At 59.9% G+C, this 19,485-nt stretch carries 17 protein-coding genes; 16 read left to right on the forward strand and 1 reads right to left on the reverse strand.

The window, feature by feature from the left end:
• The first annotated feature begins 101 nt into the window (after positions 1 to 101).
• The 13 genes from MITSMUL_RS07255 (at position 102) to MITSMUL_RS07315 (ending at position 15,783) form a co-directional block, all read left to right on the forward strand.
• Positions 102 to 1,358 (forward strand): PucR family transcriptional regulator, encoded by a 1,257-nt coding sequence (locus MITSMUL_RS07255; RefSeq protein ID WP_005841362.1) that lies wholly within the window; start codon positions 102 to 104, stop codon positions 1,356 to 1,358.
• A gap of 133 nt (positions 1,359 to 1,491) precedes the next feature.
• On the forward strand, positions 1,492 to 2,496 hold the full coding sequence (gene holB / locus MITSMUL_RS07260) for a DNA polymerase III subunit delta' (RefSeq protein ID WP_005841364.1): 1,005 nt from the start codon (positions 1,492 to 1,494) through the stop codon (positions 2,494 to 2,496).
• A 34-nt stretch (positions 2,497 to 2,530) separates the two neighbouring features.
• A complete protein-coding gene (locus MITSMUL_RS07265) occupies positions 2,531 to 3,691 on the forward strand; it encodes a PSP1 domain-containing protein (RefSeq protein ID WP_050751662.1) in 1,161 nt (386 codons plus the stop codon).
• Positions 3,688 to 4,446, forward strand: coding sequence for a tRNA1(Val) (adenine(37)-N6)-methyltransferase (locus MITSMUL_RS07270; protein ID WP_005841367.1), 759 nt, complete (start codon positions 3,688 to 3,690; stop codon positions 4,444 to 4,446). Before MITSMUL_RS07265 ends, MITSMUL_RS07270 begins: the two co-directional genes overlap by 4 nt.
• The gene (gene rsmI / locus MITSMUL_RS07275; RefSeq protein WP_005841368.1) at positions 4,443 to 5,315 is read left to right on the forward strand and encodes a 16S rRNA (cytidine(1402)-2'-O)-methyltransferase; all 873 of its coding nucleotides are present in this window, start codon (positions 4,443 to 4,445) and stop codon (positions 5,313 to 5,315) included. Before MITSMUL_RS07270 ends, rsmI begins: the two co-directional genes overlap by 4 nt.
• Before the next feature lie 303 nt (positions 5,316 to 5,618).
• Complete coding sequence (locus MITSMUL_RS07280; protein WP_040636021.1) at positions 5,619 to 6,794, forward strand: galactokinase; 1,176 nt, start codon at positions 5,619 to 5,621, stop codon at positions 6,792 to 6,794.
• A gap of 95 nt (positions 6,795 to 6,889) precedes the next feature.
• Entirely contained in the window at positions 6,890 to 7,879 is a 990-nt protein-coding gene (gene galE / locus MITSMUL_RS07285) for a UDP-glucose 4-epimerase GalE (RefSeq protein ID WP_005841370.1), read from the forward strand.
• Between the two features lie 54 nt (positions 7,880 to 7,933).
• Positions 7,934 to 9,439 carry a UDP-glucose--hexose-1-phosphate uridylyltransferase gene (gene galT / locus MITSMUL_RS07290; RefSeq protein ID WP_005841371.1) on the forward strand — a complete coding sequence of 502 codons (1,506 nt, stop codon included), beginning with the start codon at positions 7,934 to 7,936 and terminating at the stop codon, positions 9,437 to 9,439.
• A 38-nt stretch (positions 9,440 to 9,477) separates the two neighbouring features.
• Positions 9,478 to 10,509: a LacI family DNA-binding transcriptional regulator gene (locus tag MITSMUL_RS07295; RefSeq protein ID WP_005841372.1), complete on the forward strand. Its 1,032-nt coding sequence runs from the start codon at positions 9,478 to 9,480 to the stop codon at positions 10,507 to 10,509.
• 94 nt (positions 10,510 to 10,603) lie between these two features.
• Complete coding sequence (locus MITSMUL_RS07300) at positions 10,604 to 11,935, forward strand: glucosaminidase domain-containing protein (RefSeq protein ID WP_005841373.1); 1,332 nt, start codon at positions 10,604 to 10,606, stop codon at positions 11,933 to 11,935.
• Positions 11,936 to 12,054: 119 nt separating this feature from the next.
• A complete protein-coding gene (gene metG, locus MITSMUL_RS07305) occupies positions 12,055 to 14,007 on the forward strand; it encodes a methionine--tRNA ligase (RefSeq protein WP_005841374.1) in 1,953 nt (650 codons plus the stop codon).
• Positions 14,007 to 14,783, forward strand: coding sequence for a TatD family hydrolase (locus MITSMUL_RS07310; RefSeq protein ID WP_005841375.1), 777 nt, complete (start codon positions 14,007 to 14,009; stop codon positions 14,781 to 14,783). The genes metG and MITSMUL_RS07310 overlap by 1 nt, the downstream gene beginning before the upstream one ends.
• 187 nt (positions 14,784 to 14,970) lie before the next feature.
• Positions 14,971 to 15,783 (forward strand): G5 and 3D domain-containing protein, encoded by an 813-nt coding sequence (locus tag MITSMUL_RS07315; RefSeq protein WP_005841376.1) that lies wholly within the window; start codon positions 14,971 to 14,973, stop codon positions 15,781 to 15,783.
• Positions 15,784 to 15,897: 114 nt separating this feature from the next.
• On the opposite strand, the gene MITSMUL_RS07320 is transcribed toward MITSMUL_RS07315, so the two are convergent.
• Entirely contained in the window at positions 15,898 to 16,344 is a 447-nt protein-coding gene (locus tag MITSMUL_RS07320; RefSeq protein ID WP_005841377.1) for a hypothetical protein, read from the reverse strand.
• Between the two features lie 186 nt (positions 16,345 to 16,530).
• Here MITSMUL_RS07320 and brnQ point away from each other — a divergent pair, with 186 nt between their 5' ends.
• From brnQ to MITSMUL_RS07335, 3 genes are all read left to right on the forward strand, one after another.
• Positions 16,531 to 17,856: a branched-chain amino acid transport system II carrier protein gene (gene brnQ, locus MITSMUL_RS07325; RefSeq protein WP_040636022.1), complete on the forward strand. Its 1,326-nt coding sequence runs from the start codon at positions 16,531 to 16,533 to the stop codon at positions 17,854 to 17,856.
• Positions 17,857 to 18,052: 196 nt separating this feature from the next.
• Positions 18,053 to 18,430, forward strand: coding sequence for a nitrous oxide-stimulated promoter family protein (locus MITSMUL_RS07330; RefSeq protein WP_005841383.1), 378 nt, complete (start codon positions 18,053 to 18,055; stop codon positions 18,428 to 18,430).
• Between the two features lie 78 nt (positions 18,431 to 18,508).
• Positions 18,509 to 19,363, forward strand: a complete 855-nt coding sequence (locus MITSMUL_RS07335) for an HAD-IIB family hydrolase (RefSeq protein WP_040636285.1) — start codon at positions 18,509 to 18,511, stop codon at positions 19,361 to 19,363.
• Positions 19,364 to 19,485 lie beyond the last annotated feature (122 nt).

A 19,485-nucleotide genomic window follows, 5' to 3' on the forward strand; every position in this document is an offset into this window, starting at 1 on the left:
CAGCCGCAGGGTCTGCACTCCTTTTTGTCGCGGGCTATTCAGTTCGAGGGAATTCCTGTGCTATAATGTAGAGAAAGGTTTTCGAAAAGGGTGAACATACTTTGGATCAAAAGTCATATGAGCTGTTGCAGACGAGTATCGTTCAGGGTGCTGACGGACTCGGCCGCTATTTAAAGAAGATTCTGAGCAAACCAATCCTCCTCGTCGCAGGGAATGGCAGGGAATTCTATCCGGAACGGATTCCCGTGGCAGAGTCCATCCGCAAAATCCTCTGCCATATGCCATCGTTTCAAGACGAACAGTACTACTACATGCATGACCGGCGCCTGCTCGTGCTGCAGACGAGCCTGCCACAGGAAGAATTGCGTCTCTTCCTGTTCATCAGCCGGACGACAGAGGACGAGATCGATGGACTCGTCCAGAAGGTGAAGCCAGTGCGGCTGGCACTCTCGTATTTCCTGCGCAGCCAGATCGACCTCGGTCAGGAGGTCCGGCGCGTGACCGACCAGATCCTCACGAAGGCGTTTGCCAGTACCCAGTACCGCCTCGAGGACCTGCTGCACCAGAACGGCATCGACCTCGATGCAGCCCAGACGTATCGCGTGATGCTGGTGGACTTCGAAGACCAGTCCATCTCGGATATGGAGGTGGACTTCACGGGCAGCCTACTGCAGCTCGCGCATCGCTACGCTGATGCCATCCTATGTCCACTGACGTGGCAGGGCAGGGGCCTCGTGATCATGCCGGACGTGGACAGCAATCTCGAGCCGGCCCTGCGCGATCACACGGCGGGCATGCAGCAGATGCTGCAGGACTGGCAGCAGGACTTCTCCAAGCGCCATCAGGTACAGGTCGACTGCGGCCTCGGCAGCGTGCACAAGCTGCCTGAACTCCAGCGGAGCTATCAGGAGGCGCGCATGACGCTGTCCTACGGCAGGACGAAGCACGAGCGCGGCTTTTTCCGCTATTACGAGGACTGCGGCATCCTCAGCAATATCTTTGCTGGCGGCGTGGAGTCGGCCTTCGCGTTCTGCCGCTCAGCGCTCGGGCGCCTGCTCGAATACGACGGTGAGAACGAAGGCGACCTCCTGGCGACGCTCAAGCTGCTGCTGGAGACGAATTTCAACTACTCGGCGACGGCGGCAGAGCTCTTCGTCCACGCCAATACGGTGCGCTACCGCAGCGATAAGATCGAGCAGCTGCTCATGCGCGACCTCAGTGACCCCGATGTGCGCTTCAACCTCTATGCGGCCGTGCGCGTGCAGGAGATCCTCGTCGACATGCACATCCTGCCGGACGGCTATGTCGGCAAGGTGCACGAGAAGGTGCACGGCAGCGAGGCCGCTGTGAACCATTGAGCCATGTCGGTTGAGACACGCCGGCATGCGGTCTTTTTGCGGGGTGCCATTGCGAAAAAACCGGTACGACGATATAATGAAATGAATACCCTGACGGACTTCATCGGGGGCATGGAAGGGGCAGGCAATCGGGATGGAACTGCGATGGGATACGATTTCAGGTCATGAGAAGCAGAAGGAGGCGCTGCGTACGATGCTGCGCGAGGGCCGTCTGCCGCATGCTCTGCTCTTCACAGGGCCGGATGGCATCGGCAAGCGCATGGTCGGCCGCGTGCTCGCCGCGGCCATCCTCTGCGATGCGGAGGACGGCCCCTGCGGGCACTGCGAGTCGTGCCGCGCGATGCAGCTCGGCTCGCATCCGGACTACCTCGAGGTCGTGCCTGAGCAGAACGGCAAGTCGGCTGCGCAGATCCGCATCGAGGCCATCCGCTCGATGCAGACGCAGGTCTCGCGCTATCCGGTGCTCGCGAAGCGGCGCACCGTGCTCATCGACGATGCCGACCGCATGAATGAGGCGGCGCAGAACAGCCTCTTGAAGACGCTCGAGGAGCCGGAAGGTCCTGTGACCTTCATCCTCGTCACGAGCGCACGCAGCGCCCTGCTCGACACGATCTTGTCGCGCTGCATGCCCGTGGCCTTCGGCATGCTCTCGCCGCAGGAGATGCGCTCTGTGCTGCTCCAGCACGATGTGCCGGAGGCGGAGGCCGCGGAGCTTGCCGCTCTGTCGGACGGCAGCCTCGGCCGGGCGCTCCTGCTCCACGAACACGAGGGCCTGCACCTGCGCGATGAGGCGCTCGACTTTTTGGCGCAGCTGCCGTCGTTTGACATGGAGCGCGTCTGGTCACTCGCCGCGGATATGGGTGCGCGCGACCGCGAATCACTGCGCGAGTATTTCCTGTACCTCAACATGCTGCTGCGCGACCTGCTCGTGCTGGCGGAGGATGGCGGCAGCCCCTTGCTCTACCACGGGGACATCCGCGCGAAGCTCTTAGCACTCCTGCCGACGTATCCGGAGGGCCGCGTCTTCGCGCTCTTAGCCGAGGTCCGTGAGGTGCAGCGCCGCCTGCAGGCCAATGTCAATCTTCGCCTTCTGATGGAAGGCTTCTTGATCCGTGCGCGCGATTGCGTGATAGCGTGAAGCGCGCGTGTTGATATATACTAGGAGGAACAATTTGGAGACAATCATCGGAGTCCGCTTCAAGACAGCGGGCAAGATCTATCATTTCAGCCCGGGGCAGCTCACGATTGCCAGGGGACAGCACGTCATCGTCGAGACCGCCCGCGGCATGGAATGCGGGCGCGTGGTCACGGGACCGGAGGAAGTCGAGCTCGCGCCGGATGCGCAGCCTCTAAAGGTCATCCAGCGCATCGCCAACGAGCACGACATGCAGCGCGTCGAGGACAACCGCAAGCATGAGAAAGAGGCGCGCGTCATCTGCAAGAAGAAGATCCGCGAGCACAAGCTGCCCATGAAGCTCGTCGACGTCGAGTACACCTTTGACCTCAACAAGATCATCTTCTACTTCACTGCAGACGGCCGCATCGACTTCCGCGACCTCGTCAAGGACCTCGCCTCCGTTTTCCGCACGCGCATCGAGCTGCGCCAGATCGGCGTGCGCGATGAGGCCAAGATGATGGGCGGCATCGGCTGCTGTGGCCGGCCGCTCTGCTGTGCGACATTCCTCGGGGACTTCGAGCCCGTGTCGATCCGCATGGCCAAGGAACAGAACCTCTCGCTGAACCCGACAAAGATCTCGGGGATCTGCGGCCGCCTCATGTGCTGCCTCAAGTACGAGAGCGACTGCTACTGCGGCGAGTGCCCGAAGAAGCAGAAGCGGGTCCAGCCGCCGCAGCAGGGCGGCCGCGTCGTCACGGTGGACGGCGAGGGCAAGGTCATCTCGCTCAACCAGCAGCGCCGCACGGCGACCATCCTGCTCGACAACAGCCGCACGGTCGTCGCCGCGTGGGAAGATGTCATCGAGCAGGAGATTGAGGTCGAGGAAGGTGAAGGCAAGGCGCCTGAGAAGCAGGAGCCTGATGCCAAGCCGCGCGAATCGCGCGAGGAGCGCCGTCCGAGACGCGAGCGCAGAGAACGCCGCCCGCACGAGGGCCGCGAGCGCAGTGTCCGCAGCAGCGGGAACGGGAATGGCAACGGGAGCGCAGCGCAGGGCGCAGAGCACGGCACGCGCAGCCGCCGCAGCCGCCGTCCGCGCGATAACCGCAGCGGCGAACGCCAGAGCCGGCCGCATAATGCGCGCCGGCCGAAGGCACCGCGCGAGAAGCGCGAGGGCGGTCAGCCGAAGGATGCGGGCCGCCAGGACCAGCCGTCATGAGAGAAGTCGCGCTCGGCGAGCACGAGCGGCTCGATGACCTTATGAGGAGTGGCCGCAAGATCATCCAGAATACGAGGGAGTTCTGTTTCTCGCTCGATGCGGTCCTTCTGGCCCACTTCCCGCGCTACCGCTCGCGGCAGCGCGTGCTGGAGCTCGGCACGGGCACGGGGGTCATCCCGCTGCTCATAGCGGATGAAGTCGCGCACGTCGAGGCAGTGGAAATAAGTCCCGTCATGGCTGAGCTCGCCGCGCGCAATGTCCATATGAATGAGCTGGAAGAGAAGATCGCCGTCAAAGAGGGCGATTACCGGGCCATCCGCTCGCTCTACCCGGCGGAGTCATTCGACGTCGTGCTGGCCAACCCGCCGTACCGCCCTGTGGCACACGGCCAGGTCAACAAGATGAGCGGCGTCGCGCGCGCACGCCATGAGTTCACAGCAACCCTTACAGACGTCGTCTGCGCGGCGCGCTACGCGCTGAAGTTCGGCGGCCGCTTTGCGATGGTTCACCTGCCGGAACGGCTCGGCGAGATCATCGTCGCGATGCACGAGCACCAGATGGAGCCCAAGCGGCTGCGCATGGTGCAGCCGAAGGCGGACAAGGCGCCGAACATGATGCTCATCGAGGCCGTCGTCGGCGCAGCGCCGGGCGGCCTCAAGGTCATGCCGCCTCTCATCGTGCATCGGGAGGACGGCAGCTACACGGAGGAGATCCTGGCCATCTACGGCATGCAGGATGCAGGAGAAGAGACATGAAGCAACAAGAAGATGAGAAGAGAACGGATGCCGCAGGCACGCTCTACCTCTGCGCGACGCCAATCGGCAATCTCGAGGACATGACGTACCGCGCGGTGCGCATGCTCGGCGAGGTGGAGCTCATTGCGGCGGAGGATACGCGCCACACGCGTCAGCTCCTCACGCACTTCGACATCCACACAAAGCTCACGAGCTACCACGAGCACAATAAATTCACGAAAGGGCCGGAGCTCATCGAATGGCTGCTGCAGGGCCACGACCTCATCTGCGTCAGCGATGCGGGACTGCCGGGCATCTGCGACCCGGGCAGCCACCTCGCCATGCTCGCCATCGAGGCGGGCATCCGCGTCTCGCCGCTGCCGGGCTGCAATGCAGGGCTCTCGGCCCTGATCTGCTCCGGTCTCGACACGACGCGCTTCACCTTTGTCGGCTTCCTGCCCAAGACGGCCAAGAAGCAGAAAGAAGTCCTCGAGGAGGTCAAGGGCCATCGCGAGACCCTGATCTTCTACGAGGCACCGCATCACCTGCGCGCGACTCTGCGCCAGCTCGCTGAGGTACTAGGCGGCGGGCGCCGCGCCGCCTTCGGCCGCGAGCTCACGAAGCGCTATGAGGAGTTCCGCCGTGGCACGCTGCAGGAGCTCTGCTCGTACTATGAGGAGCAGGAGCCGCGCGGCGAGTACGTGCTGATCGTCGAGGGCTTCTCGGGCGAACAGGCGCCGGAAGAGGAGACGGTGAAAGACCCCGTCGTGCTCTGCCATGCACTCATGGAGAGCGGGCTCAGCAAGAAGGACGCGATGCGCGAGGCGGCCAAGCGGCTCGGCATCGCGCGCCGTGATGTCTACAATGCCTTGCTGCAGGCGGACTCATGAGCACAATAGAAATCAGTTATAGAGGACCAGGCTTCTGCCTGGTCTTTTTTATGCCATAGAAACAATTCCAGAAAACGTTTACAATAATACTTGACAATACAAGACGGAAGCGGTAAACTAGAGACAACAAGAAAAAAGAAGGTGCAAATCGGTAAATAATCGGGTTTGCACCCTCTTTTAGGGGCTATAAGAAAACGTTTACCGTGCTGTGTTGACCCGGTAAGCGCTTGTATCCAAAGCAACGAGCCGTCCAATCGGGACGCAAGGCGATGTAGGGTTACAGAAAAGATGGAGGGTTACAAAATGGAAATCTTAGCGACGATGAAACAGGAATTCACGAAACAGTTCGGTGGCCAGGCTGAGCGCAGCTACTTCTCCCCGGGCCGTGTCAACCTGATCGGCGAGCATACGGATTACAACGGCGGCCACGTCTTCCCGTGCGCAATCTCGCTCGGCACGTACGCTGTCGTTGCAGACCGCAAGGACATGACGACGCGCATCTATTCGATGAACCTCGCAGACAAGGGCATCATCGAATTCCCGATGACGGGCCTTTCCTACGACGCTGCCAAGGATTGGGCGAACTATCCGATGGGCGTCGTCGATGTCTTCGAGAAGGCCGGCCATAAGGCCACGCACGGCTTCGACATCCTGATCTACGGCACGCTGCCGGCGGGCGCTGGTCTTTCCTCTTCGGCTTCTCTGGAGGTCCTGACGTCGGTCATCCTCAATGAAGCATTCGGCTTTGGCCTCGACATGATCGAGATGGTCAAGCTCTCGCAGAAAGCCGAGAACCAGTTCGTCGGCGTCAACTGCGGCATCATGGACCAGTTCGCTGTCGGCATGGGCAAGAAGGACTGCGCCATCCTGCTCGACTGCAATACGCTCGCTTATCGCTACAGCAAGATCGCGCTCGAAGATGCGAGCATCGTCATCACGAATACGAACAAGCCGCACAGCCTCGCATCCTCGGCCTACAACGTCCGCCGCGCACAGTGCGAGCATGCGCTCAATGAGCTCAAGGAAGTCAAGCCGGGCCTCAAGGCTCTCGGCGAGCTCGGCAACGATGAGTTCAACCAGATCGCCGGTCATATCGAGGAAGTCCTCGAGCGTCACCGCGCACGCCACGCTGTCTACGAGAACAACCGCACGCTCGACGCTGTCAAGGCTCTCGAGAACAACGATGTGAAGGAGTTCGGCCGCCTGATGAACGAGTCGCACTTCTCGCTGCGCGACGACTACGAAGTGACGGGCAAGGAGCTCGACACGCTCGCAGAGATCGCATGGCAGCAGGACGGTGTCATCGGTTCGCGCATGACGGGCGCGGGCTTCGGCGGCTCCACGGTCAGCCTCGTCAAGAACGACGCAATCGAAGCCTTCAAGAAGAACGTCGGCGAGCAGTACACGAAGAAGATCGGCTATGCACCGAGCTTTGTCGTGGCCAGCATCTCGGACGGCACGCATCGCATTGAAGAGTGATGCAGGCAAGGTTGGTTTAACAAGAAGTTAACATCTCAGTCAGATTTCCAGGTGCAATCTGTTGTATCATGAAAGAAAAAAGGAGAAGATTACATATGTCTATTCTGGTTTGTGGCGGCGCTGGCTATATCGGTTCTCATGCAGTCCATCAGCTCGTGGAGAAGGGCGAAGATGTCGTCATCGTCGACAATCTGCAGACGGGTCACCGCGATGCCCTGAATCCGAAAGCGAAGTTCTATGAGGGCGATATCCGCGATGCGGCCATTCTCGACAAGATTTTCACGGAGAACGACATCGAGGCCGTCATTCACTTTGCGGCGAACTCCCTCGTCGGCGAGAGCGTCCAGAAACCCTTGAAGTATTTCAACAACAACGTCTACGGCATGCAGGTGCTGCTCGAGTCGATGGTGCGCAACCACGTCGACAAGATTGTCTTCTCGTCGACGGCTGCTGTCTATGGCGAGCCGAAGCGCGTGCCGATCATGGAAGACGACCCGACGGAGCCGACGAACCCGTACGGCGAGTCGAAGCGCACGATGGAGAAGATGATGAAGTGGGTCAGCCGCGCTGACGGCATCCGCTACGTCTCGCTGCGCTACTTCAATGCAGCCGGCGCACTCGACGATGGCTCCATCGGCGAGGACCACAACCCGGAGACGCACCTCATTCCGCTGATCCTGCAGGTTCCGCTCGGCAAGCGCGACCACATCACGGTGTTCGGCGATGATTATCCGACGCCGGACGGCACGTGCCTGCGCGACTACATCCACGTCATCGACCTCGCCGACGCTCATGTGCTGGCACTCGAGTACCTGCGCAAGGGCGGCGAGAGCAACATCTTCAACCTCGGCAATGGCAAGGGCTTCTCGGTCAAAGAGATGATCGAGGCAGCTAAGAAGGCGACGGGCAAGGATATCAAGGTCGAGATGGGCGCACGCCGCGCTGGCGACCCGGCCCAGCTCATCGCATCTTCGGAGAAAGCCCGCAAGCTCCTCGGCTGGAAGCCGCGCTACACGAATGTCGAGCAGGTCATCGGCACGGCCTGGACCTGGCATCAGAAGCACCCGAACGGCTACGAGAAATAAGACAGCGGCTCTTCAGGAGCCGAGAGCCGAGAAAATCCGAAAGGAAGGAAAATCATGTCCATCAATACGGAAATCAACCGCTTGTTGAATTTTGCCAAGCAGAACATGCTGATCAATGAGGACGACTACTACTATGCAGCCAACCGCCTGCTCGACGTCCTCAAGGTAGACGCATTCGAGCCGGAGTTCGTCGACGAGAAGCTGCCGACGGCGATGCCAATCCTCGAGAACATGCTCGACTACGCCGCTGAGAAGGGGCTCATCGAGAACACGACGGAAAACCGCGATCTCTTCGACACGCGCATCATGGACTGCGTGATGCCGCGCCCGTCTGAGGTCGTGCGCCGCTTCCGCAGCGACTACGCTCGCAGCCCGAAGGCCGCGACGGACGAGTTCTACAAGATGAGCATCGCGTCGAACTACATCCGCAAGGACCGCATCGACAAGAACATCATCTGGAAGACGGCGACGGAGTACGGTGACCTCGACATCACGATCAACCTCTCGAAGCCGGAGAAGGACCCGCGCGACATCGCCAAGGCAAAGCTCGCGCCGTCGTCTGGATACCCGAAATGCCTGCTCTGCCGCGAGAACGAAGGATATGCCGGCCATCCGGGTCATCCGGCGCGAGAGACGCATCGCCTGATCCCGCTGCGCCTCTCCGCACACCGCTGGTTCTTGCAGTATTCCCCTTACACGTATTATAATGAACATTGCATTGTCCTGAATCGCAAGCACGTGCCGATGAAGGTCTCGCGCAAGAGCTTCGAGAATCTCTTGGACTTCGTGACGATCTTCCCGCACTACTTCCTCGGCTCGAATGCAGACCTGCCGATTGTCGGCGGCTCCATCCTCTCGCACGACCACTACCAGGGCGGCCGCTACACCTTCGCGATGGCCAAGGCTCCAATCGAGAAGACGTACACCTTCCCGGGCTTTGAGAACATCAAGGTCGGCCGCGTCAAATGGCCGATGTCGACGATCCGCCTGCAGGGCGAGGACCGCGAAGAGCTGGCTGATCTCGCCGAGAAGATTCTCGGCGCATGGCGCAAGTACAGCGACCCGAGCGTTGAGATCCTCGCAGAGACGGACGGCACACCGCACAACACGATCACGCCAATCGCGCGCCGCCGCGGCAGCCTCTACGAGCTTGACCTCGTGCTGCGCAACAACCGCACGACGAAAGAGCATCCGCTCGGGCTCTTCCATCCGCATGCCGAAGTGCACCATATCAAGAAGGAGAACATCGGCCTCATCGAGGTCATGGGCCTCGCTGTGCTGCCAGCCCGCCTCAAGAAGGAGATGGCTCTCCTCGGCGCAGAGCTCGTCAAGGGTACGCCTGACATCTCGGGCATGCCGGAGATTGCCAGCCATGCAGACTGGTACAAGATGCTCCGCGAGAAGTATCCAGAGGTCTCGCAGGAGAATGTAGAAGGCATCCTCCAGGAAGAGATCGGTAAGGTATTCGAGATTGTTCTCACCCATGCTGGCGTCTACAAGCGTGACGCAAAGGGCATGGAAGCGTTTGATCGCTTTGTCGCAACTGCTGCTGAGGATTGAGGACGAGTCTCCAGATCCAAAGAAAGCAGGGAACACCAATGGAAATGAAGAAGAAAGCCACGATCGTGGATGTAGCCAAGGAGGCAGGCGTTTCGGTGGCGACGGTATCGCGTGTGGTCAACGGGAACTATCCCGTCAAGCCGGAGACGCGGGAGCGCGTCCAGGCGGCCATCAATGCGCTGCAGTACGTGCCGAATGTGCAGGCCCGCGAGCTCAACACGCGCCATTCCTCGACGATTGGCGTCGTGGTGCCCGGCCTCTACAACATGTTCTTCGCAGAGGTCATCGATGGCATCGAGAAGTCCATGCGCCGCCAGGGGTATTCCTTGCTCCTGAACTGTGCACAGAATGATCCGGAGCTCGAGATGGAGTGCATCAATGCGCTCGTCTCGCGCAGTGTCTCCGGCATCATCGTCATCAGTCCGAACACGCAGGGCCTGCGCGAGGACTTCTACCGCCGCATCGTCAAGCGCGTGCCGCTCGTCTTCATCAATGGCTACCACCGCATCCCGAATGTCTCCTACGTCGCCAACGACGAGGCGCTCGGCACGCGGCAGGCCCTTGAGTACCTGACGGGGCTCGGCCACAAGCGCATCCTCTTCGTCCGCGGTGAGAATTCCGATTCCTATACGGTCAAGGAGAGGGCCTATCGCGCTTTCATGACCGAGCGCGGCCTCTTTGATGAGGACCATATCGTCGACATCGGCGAGGGTAACAACATCGATACGGTGACGTCCGCGCGCATCAAGCTCATGAAGACGATACCGACGCTTGACCCGACGGCAATCTTCTGCTGCAACGACCTCATGGCGACAGGTGCCATCCGCGCCTGCAAGCGCCTCGGCCTCAGCGTGCCGGAGGACATCTCAGTCATCGGCTTCGATAACATCACGCTCTCCAAGCTCGTGGAACCACAGATCACGACGATGGACCAGAACATGTTTCAGCTCGGCAGCAATGCCGCGGCCGTGCTCGTCGAGATGATCCATGGCGGCCAGAGCAAGCGCATCACGCTCGAGAATATCCTGATCACGCGCGAATCGACAGGTCCCTGCAAAATACCAGAATAATGAGATCCTTAATGCTCTCCAAAGCGCAAGCGGCGGAGGGCATTTTTATATGGTATAATGGTCAAAAACGATAAATGACAAATTGGAGGTTTCTATGAAGATTTCGCGTGTGATGCTGGCCACTGCACTCTGCGGGGCCTCGTTCTATTCGCTGCCGTCCATGCTCATGCCGATGACGGCCCAGGCTGCCGCAGCGACCGCCTCGACGGTAGCGACGGCGGCCTCGACGTCTGCTGCTCCGGTCAAGGCGGCAGTCCCTGCATCGGTGCGCACGATACCGGGGCGGCCTTCGTTCCCCGAGAAGATGGCGGGCAAGGTCAACCGTCGGGCGATGGACAGCGTCAAGTGGCGCTTGGCGCCGGCCTACGAGGAACCGATGCTCGAGGCGGAGGCCGCTGCCGACACCATCACGATCATGGGCGCGGCCGAAGCATCAGAAGAGCAGATGGTCCATTACATCGAAAAGCGCAACCCGCAGCCGAAGCTCAACTGCTCGGTCGAGGACATCGTCCGCTACTACTATGAGGAGGCCGGGCGCGAGGGCATCCGGCCGGACATCGCGCTCTGCCAGGCCCTGAAGGAGACGGGCTTCTTCGCCTATGGCGGCGATGTCTCGCCAAAACAGAACAACTTCTGCGGGCTCGGCGCGACGGGCAACCGCGAGCCGGGCGCGAGCTTCGCGACGCCGCAGCTCGGTGTGCGCGCCCACATCCAGCACCTCATGGCCTACGCCACGCAGGAGCGGCCGCACAGCGCGATCGTCGACCCGCGCTACAACCACGTCGTCCGCAACCGCCCCGACATCCACGGCCACATCACGAAGTGGACGGGGCTCAACGGCGTCTGGGCCGTGCCTGGCACGCGCTACGGCCAGGAGATCCTCTATCTCTGGCAGCAGGCACAGGCGCCGGATGGCTCCGACGCATCGCTGGCCGCCGCAGAGAAGAAGGTCCGCCAGATGCCGGATGAGGCCAATTCCTACCTGTACCGCGGCATCGTCTACTTCAACCGCGCTGATTACAAGCAGGCCGAGTCGGACTTCCGGCAGGCAGTCGGGCTCAAGTCCGACTCGATGGCTGCGCATTACAACCTCGCTATAACACAGCAGCGCGAGGGCAGGCACAAGGATGCGCTCAAGACCTACGATGCGCTGCTGAAGCTCAGTCCGGAGTTCATGCAGGCCTGGTACAACCGCGGCCTCATCGCGCTGGACCAGAAGAAGGAGTCGGAGGCACTCGCTGACTTCCAGGAGGCGCTGCGCCTGACGCCGCAGACGGCCGATGCCAAGAACGCGCAGGCCGTCGCCTACATCCGGCAGAAGAAGTACGAGAAGGCATGGCAGGCCCTCGGCGAGGCGGCCGACATCAATTCGGCGAACATGAACGTGCTTGCCAACCAGTTCATCTTCGAAGCCTGCCTCAAGTGAGCCGCGCTTATTTCCATTTGCGGAAAATTGTTTTATAATATAGTGAACACAATCGATTCGCAAGGATCCAGTGAATTTTACGCAGGCGTTCCATTAGCGCCTAACGGGGAGGAACTTTCATGACGGAAAAGAAACCATTCTACATCACGACGCCGATCTACTATCCGAGTGCCAAGCTCCACATCGGACACGCTTACTGCACGACGATCGCGGATTCAATCGCGCGCTTCCATCGCCTCATCGGCGACGATGTCTTCTTCCTGACGGGCTCGGACGAGCACGGCCAGAAGATCCAGCAGAAGGCCGAAGAGGCTGGCGTCACGCCAATCGAGTACGTCGATAAGATCGTGGCGGGCTTCCAGAATCTCTGGAAACGCCTCCACATCAGCAACGATGACTTCATCCGCACGACGCAGAAGCGCCACGAGCGCGTCGTGCAGGAGATCTTCAACCGCATCTACGCGAAGGGTGACATCTACAAGGGTGCCTACAAAGGCCTCTACTGCACGCCGTGCGAGAGCTACTGGACGGAACACCAACTCGACGAGAACGGATGCTGCCCGGACTGCCACCGCCCGGTGCAGGAAGTCTCCGAGGAGGCGTACTTCTTCAAGATGAGCAAGTATGCGGACCGCGTGCTGCAGTACATCGAGGACCATCCGGACTTCATCCAGCCGGTCTCGCGCCGCAACGAGATGATCAACTTCATCAAGCAGGGCCTCGACGACCTCTGCATCTCGCGCACCTCGTTCAACTGGGGCATCCCGGTCCCCATCGATCCGAAGCACGTCATCTACGTCTGGTTCGACGCACTGACGAACTACCTGACGCCGATCGGCTTCCTCGACGCCCCGGAGAAGTTCCACAAGTACTGGCCGGCTGACCTGCACCTCGTCGGCAAGGAGATCGTGCGTTTCCACACGATCATCTGGCCGTGCATCCTCATGGCGCTCGACCTGCCGCTGCCGAAGAAGGTCTATGGCCACGGCTGGCTCATCGTCGACGGCGACAAGATGTCAAAGTCCAAGGGCAATGTCGTCGATCCGAATGGTCTTATCGACGAATTCGGCGCCGATGCCATCCGCTACTTCCTGCTGCGCGAGATCAACCTCGGCCAGGACGGCAACTTCTCGCGCGATGCCCTGATCCAGCGCATCAACAGCGACCTCGCGAACGATCTCGGCAACCTGCTGCACCGCACGCTCAACATGACCATCAAGTTCCAGAATGGCGTCCTGCTCGCACCGCAGGGCGAGAGCGAAGTCGACAAGTCGCTCAAGGCGGACGCCAAGGAGACGGTGGACTTCTTCGAGAAGAACATGAAGGACATGCAGCTCTCTGCCACTATCAAGAAGGTCTGGGCGTTCATCAGCCGCGCGAACAAGTACATCGACGAGACGACGCCATGGGCTCTGGCCAAAGACCCTGCCAAGAAGCAGGAACTTGCCAACGTCATGTACAACTTGGCTGAATCCCTGCGCATCATCAGCGTGCTGATCTCCCCGTTCATGCCGGTCACGGCAGAGCGCATCTGGAAGCAGCTCAACCTGCCACAGGCGTTCAAGGATGTCCAAATCGAGGACATCGAGTCGTGGGGCGGCGTGCCAGCAGGACTCAAGGTCGGTGAGCCGGAGCAGCTCTTCCCGCGCATCGAAGTCGAGAAAGAGGCAGAGGAGAAGCCTGCCAAGAAGGCAAAGCAGGAGAAGGCCGTTAAGCAGAAGAAGGCAGAGCCGAAGGAAGAGGTGCCCGGCGTGATTGGCATCGAGGACTTCGGCAAGGTCAAGCTGCGCGTGGCAGAAGTCGTGGCAGCCGAGCCGGTGCCGAAGGCCGACAAGCTGCTGAAGCTCCAGCTGAGCCTCGGCGAGGGCCAGCCGCAGCGCCAGGTCGTCTCGGGCATCGCGCAGTTCTACCAGCCTGATGAGCTCGTCGGCAAGCACGTCGTGCTCGTCGCCAACCTCAAGCCGGCCAAACTCCGCGGCGTCGTCTCGGAGGGCATGATCCTGGCAGCCAGCGACGGCAAGGGGCTCAAGGTGCTCGAGGTCAACATGCCGGCGGGTACCGAGGTGCGCTGATGGGCATCGAACTCGTCGACACGCACACGCATCTCAATGACGCGAAGTTCCAGGACGATGTCAAAGAGACGGTGGAGCGTGCCAGAGCGGCCGGCGTCACGCGCATGGTCAACATGGGCGATACGCTCGCCTCATCAGAGGTAGCTGTCAACCTAGCCGAGGCCTACGACGGTCTCTACGCCGGCGTCGGCATCCATCCGGAGGAAGCCTTTGAGATGACCTCGCGCGAGGACGACATCCTCGCGGGCTGGACGGACATGCCAAAGGTCGTCGCCATCGGTGAGATTGGCCTCGACTACTACTGGGAAAAGGATGCGGAACGGCGCGAACTCCAGCGTCGCATCTTCATCCGCCAGCTTGACCTTGCGCGTGAGCTGCACATGCCCGTCTGTATCCACGACCGCGACGCCCACGGCGACACGCTCGCCATCCTCAAGAAAGAGGGAAAGGGCATCCGCGGCGTCCTGCATTGCTACTCAGGCAGCTATGAGATGGCCAGAGAGCTCATCAAGATGGGCTGGTACATCGGCGTCGACGGCCCGCTGACCTTCAAGAACGCGGCGAAGCTGCCGGAGATCGTCAAGGCCGTGCCGATGGAACGCCTGCTCGTTGAGACGGATGCCCCATACATGGCGCCAGTGCCGATGCGCGGCAAGCGGAACGAACCTGCGTATGTGCGATTCGTCGCCGAGAAAGTAGCCGAATTGCGCGGCATGACGCTGGAAGAAGTGGCGGCGAGGACCACCGAGAATGCGGTCCGATTATACGGTCTATAAGCATAAAACATAAAAGTGGTGAGTGGCTCGATGAAAGAGCGGCTCACCACTTTTTCATTCCCATTTTTCAGGTTGATTTCAGCTTCAAGTGGGACAATAGAACCATGCAGTTTGACACTGCTCGTTTTGCCATGCTATACTGAAATTGTTCTCCTAAGGTTCCCATCACAAAAAAAGGGGGGATTGAATGAGTATAAGACGACTCATTTCCTTGCACAACAAAGCCGAAAAGAAGATCCTGGTATGCATGACGCTGGTCATCATGCTCATGATGACGGCGGGATTCACGCGCGCTGGCGCACCCGACAATGCACATCAGGTACAGATCCATGTCGATGGACGCACGATTGAACTCAGCACAATACACAGAAATCCAGAAGCAATACTTGAACGAGCTGGCGTGAAACTCAGCGCCAAAGATTCCTACCAGTTACAGAAACTCGACGACAGAAGTACAGACATCACGATTTATCGAGCGGTCCCTATCACGATTGATTACCAGGGACAGAAAAAGGAAGTCCTGACCAGCACTCGGACAGTCAAAGACGCCCTCCTCGAGCAGGGCTACAATCCGGACGATGTGACCGCATCGCCGGGCATGGACGCGAAAATTCACAGCAATATGGACATAGCGGTGACAGACAGCGCAGCAGCGCAGGCCATCACCGAACCAGAACCCGCAAGAGAACAAGTTGAGACCTCATATGGCATGACACCCTACAGCGCAGTCTACACGATGGAAGCGACGGCGTACCTGCCGTGGGATGGCGGCGGTGACGGCATCACGGCCTCAGGCATGCCGGCCCAGTACGGCATCGCAGCCGTCGATACGGACGTGATCCCGCTCGGGACGCGCCTCTACATCCCAGGCTACGGCGAAGCCATCGCGGCTGACACGGGCGGCGCCATCGTCGGCGACCGCATCGACCTCTGCATGGAGGATTACGGCCAGGCAATGGACTTTGGCCGCCGCTATGTGACGGTATATGTACTCGACTGAGGCATAACACACGCATAACGCACATAGGCACATAGAAAGAAAGAGGAAACGACGCACGAGCATGATGCTCGTGGGCCGTCTCCTCTTTCTTTTTGTGTCTGTTTTTTGATGTGGTCAGTCTTTCTCGATGGTCATCTTCGAGTGGTTGGCCTTGGCCTGCTTGATCAGGACCTTGAGACGCTCGATGTTCTCCTTGTGGTGCTGGATCGCGAAGCCGATGCGGATGCGTTCCTCTTCGGTGAACTCCGGCTTCTCGTAGGCAGCCTCGATGCGCTTGAGGCGCGCCTCGACTTCAGCGAGTTCGTCCTGCATGGGCTTGACATGCTGCAGGGCGAGGCCGTAGACCGCGCGGATCTGGTCCTCGACGTATTTGGCGTAACTGGGTTCGCCGGAGAACTCACCGAGCCATTTGACCAGGTGGTAGATAATGGCGAACGGGTCTTCGGCACGGTTGACCATGTCGAGGACGTCCATCTTGATCTGCTGCTCCTGCCCGTGAGCCCTGTGGATGCTGACGGGCGCATTTTTCTCTTTTTTCTCGTTCGAGATTTCTTCTGCCATGGGGAGACACTTCCTTTTCGCTGCGTTTTCTCTATTATACCATATGCGCGGTCAGAGGCGCTCTTTGTGTTCGGATTCCTTTACAAAGAGACACGTGGTCTTGCGCAGATGTACATCCTGTGATACAATTAGTATCGCTGGCTGAAAAGTTAAGTGAAAATAATGAAAAGGAAAAGGAATCAATCCATGAATTCATTCAAGAAGAGCGAACTGCTCACCATCGGCTTCATGATGTTCTCCATCTTCTTCGGCGCGGGCAATCTGATTTTCCCGCCGGCACTAGGACAGGCGGCAGGCACGAGCACGCCGCTGGCGATGCTGGGCTTCCTGACGACGGGCGTCGGCCTGCCGCTCCTGGGCATCACGGCCATCGCGCTGCAGGGCGGCCGCTACATCGAGCTCATCAACAGCAGGACCTACCCGTGGTTCGCAACGGCGCTGCTTGTCGTGCTCTACCTCTGCATCGGCCCGGTCTTTGCCGTGCCGCGAACAGGAGCCGTCTCGTTTGAGATTGGCATCCGCCCGTTCCTGCAGGAGGACTCGCTGATGGTGGGGCAGGCCGTCTACACGGCGCTGTTCTTCGGCGCTTCGTACTACCTCTCGCTGAACCCCAACAAGCTCATCGATCGCGTCGGCAAGCTCCTGACGCCGGTCCTGCTCATCGTGCTGGCCGTATTGTTCATCAAGGCTTTTGCCACGCCGCTCGGCACGATCTTGCCGGCGACGGGCAACTACATCGATGCGCCGTTCACGCAGGGCTTCCAGGACGGCTACCAGACGATGGATCTCTTGGCATCGGTTGCCATCGGTACGCTCGTCGTCAACGCCGTGCGCATGCGCGGCGTCACGGACAACCGCGCGATCGGCCGCATCTGCCTGATTGCCGGCCTCATCACCGTCACGCTTATGGCCTGCGTCTACGGCTCACTCGCGTATCTCGGTGCGACGAGTGCCGCTGTGCTCGGCCATTCGGCTAACGGCGGCCAGCTGCTCGCGAGCGCCGTCAGCATCTTCTTCAGCACGGCCGGCAACGGCCTCCTGGCGGCTATCATTATCCTGGCCTGCCTGACGACGAGCTGCGGCATGCTCTCAGGCGGCGCCTGGTTCTTCAACCAGCTCCTCAAGAAGAAGGTCTCCTACGAGCGATTGCTGCTTCTCTTTACGCTCTTCAGCTTTGCCGTCTCCAATGTCGGCCTCACGCAGATCATCGCCTTGGCCGTGCCGTTCCTCGTGACGATCTACCCGCTCGTCATCGTCTTCGTCATCCTCTCGCTGTTCGACCGCGTCATCGGCTGGCGCAAGAGCATCTATCACTGGGCGCTGAACCTCACGCTCGTCTTCGCCCTGATCGACGGTCTCAATGCGGCCGGCATCCACTTTCATCCGCTCAACCAGCTTTTGACGGCCTACCTGCCGTTCTACAAGCTGACGATGGGCTGGGTCGTGCCGGCCATCTGCGGGACGGTAATCGGCCTTGTGCTGTCATTCTTCCAGAAGAAAGAAGACATATGACCTTGACAAGTCAGCAGTTATCCACACTTTTGGTGGATAACTGCTGTGCAAATTGTGGATAACTTGTGCGGAAGGCTCCGACTTATCCACAGGAGCAGCGCGTAACAAAAGTTAACGCGCTGCTCTTCTTTTTTTGTTACGATAGTAGGTACGATAGAAGATACATGGACTTGGAATACAGGAAAGAGGCGATATCATGGATGTCGAGAAGAAGCGGCAGCGGGAGCAGGAGACGGTGGCCAAGATCATCGAGATCTACTGCCATGACCATCACGGCAAGCGCAGCGGGCTCTGTCCGAAGTGTGAGGAGCTCGCCCACTACGCAGAGGCGCGCATCGCCGCCTGCCCGCGCATGGAGGTCAAGAGCTTCTGCAGCGTCTGCCCGATACACTGCTACGCGCCGGCGCGGCGCCAAGAGATCCAGACGATCATGCGCTACGGCGGCCCGCGCATGCTCCTGCATCACCCGCTCATGACCTTGCACCACATGATGCTGTCGTGGCAGATGCGCTTAGAGCGCTTTGCTTTTTTCCGCCACTCGCGCCAGTCGGACCGCAGCGTGAAGGTGAAGTGAGTGGTGCGGAGACATACATATGGTATAATGAGGACGTCAGGAAATACGTTCATGAATCAGAAGGGGAGAAAGAACTCCATGAAACCATATGAATCCTATACGATCATCAGCGACCTCGACGGCACGATCATCCCGCACGGCGGCTGCGTGTCAGAGGCGAACAAGCGGGCGATTGCCGCCTTTATCGAGGGCGGCGGCCACTTCGGCATCGCGACGGGGCGCACGCCGGAAGCGGCGGCGGGCTACCTCACGGATGTCGCCATCACGGCGCCGAGCATCTTCTTCAACGGCTCGATGCTCTACGACTGGCAGGCTGAGAAAGTGCTCGTGACGAAGCCACTGACAGCAGAGGGCGCGCCGGATCTCTGGCCGCGCTTTGCCGCAAGGTGCCTTGAGCTCTTCTCGGAGGCCTGCATCGAGGTCTACACGCAGGAAGACTGCCACATCATCAGCGACCCGAAGAACGATGACCCGCGCCTGCCGCACGAGCACTACCGCTACTGCCACAGCGACCTCGCGGAGGTGGCCGATGTCAGCAGGACGCCGTGGCTCAAGTTCTTTGCCTGTGCCGATCCTGCGGACTTGCGCGCACTCGAGCAGGAAGCAGAGGTGTTCGGCACGGCAGCTTGCTCGCATCACTTCTACTCGGAGGCGAATTACCATGAGTTCGTCGCCAAGGGCGTCTCGAAGGGCTCAATGCTTGCGGAGGTCCGCAAGCTGCCGGAATTCGCGGGGACCCGCATCATCGCATTAGGCGACTACCTCAACGACCGGGAGCTCTTAGAGGCCGCGGACATCGGCATTGCCTCGGGCAATGCGCACGAAGACCTCAAGGCACTCGCTGACTTCACGGGCTGCCGCGCCGAAGAGGACCTGATTGTCTGGCTGCTCGCGCATTTTGCCGACATCACGGCCATTCATTCCAATCACTGAGGAAAAGAGACAACAAAAATCCGCTACCTGCTAACAGATGCGGATGGAAATAAAGGGTAAAACCTCCTATAATAAGACTAAACGAATGAAAACGAGACAGTCTGATTTTAGGAGGTTTTTTC

It is taken from the genome of Mitsuokella multacida DSM 20544, assembly GCF_000155955.1.
GTDB lineage: Bacteria > Bacillota > Negativicutes > Selenomonadales > Selenomonadaceae > Mitsuokella > Mitsuokella multacida.

What these genes read in the sequence shown, in the direction of transcription:
- MITSMUL_RS07280 (WP_040636021.1), top strand. Translation starts at nt 5,619, where the DNA reads ATGGAAATCTTAGCGACGATGAAACAGGAATTCACGAAACAGTTCGGT.
- brnQ (WP_040636022.1), top strand. Translation starts at nt 16,531, where the DNA reads ATGAATTCATTCAAGAAGAGCGAACTGCTCACCATCGGCTTCATGATG.
- MITSMUL_RS07320 (WP_005841377.1), bottom strand. Translation starts at nt 16,344, where the DNA reads ATGGCAGAAGAAATCTCGAACGAGAAAAAAGAGAAAAATGCGCCCGTC.
- holB (WP_005841364.1), top strand. Translation starts at nt 1,492, where the DNA reads ATGGAACTGCGATGGGATACGATTTCAGGTCATGAGAAGCAGAAGGAG.
- metG (WP_005841374.1), top strand. Translation starts at nt 12,055, where the DNA reads ATGACGGAAAAGAAACCATTCTACATCACGACGCCGATCTACTATCCG.
- MITSMUL_RS07310 (WP_005841375.1), top strand. Translation starts at nt 14,007, where the DNA reads ATGGGCATCGAACTCGTCGACACGCACACGCATCTCAATGACGCGAAG.
- rsmI (WP_005841368.1), top strand. Translation starts at nt 4,443, where the DNA reads ATGAAGCAACAAGAAGATGAGAAGAGAACGGATGCCGCAGGCACGCTC.
- MITSMUL_RS07300 (WP_005841373.1), top strand. Translation starts at nt 10,604, where the DNA reads ATGAAGATTTCGCGTGTGATGCTGGCCACTGCACTCTGCGGGGCCTCG.
- galE (WP_005841370.1), top strand. Translation starts at nt 6,890, where the DNA reads ATGTCTATTCTGGTTTGTGGCGGCGCTGGCTATATCGGTTCTCATGCA.
- galT (WP_005841371.1), top strand. Translation starts at nt 7,934, where the DNA reads ATGTCCATCAATACGGAAATCAACCGCTTGTTGAATTTTGCCAAGCAG.
- MITSMUL_RS07315 (WP_005841376.1), top strand. Translation starts at nt 14,971, where the DNA reads ATGAGTATAAGACGACTCATTTCCTTGCACAACAAAGCCGAAAAGAAG.
- MITSMUL_RS07335 (WP_040636285.1), top strand. Translation starts at nt 18,509, where the DNA reads ATGAAACCATATGAATCCTATACGATCATCAGCGACCTCGACGGCACG.
- MITSMUL_RS07270 (WP_005841367.1), top strand. Translation starts at nt 3,688, where the DNA reads ATGAGAGAAGTCGCGCTCGGCGAGCACGAGCGGCTCGATGACCTTATG.
- MITSMUL_RS07330 (WP_005841383.1), top strand. Translation starts at nt 18,053, where the DNA reads ATGGATGTCGAGAAGAAGCGGCAGCGGGAGCAGGAGACGGTGGCCAAG.
- MITSMUL_RS07295 (WP_005841372.1), top strand. Translation starts at nt 9,478, where the DNA reads ATGGAAATGAAGAAGAAAGCCACGATCGTGGATGTAGCCAAGGAGGCA.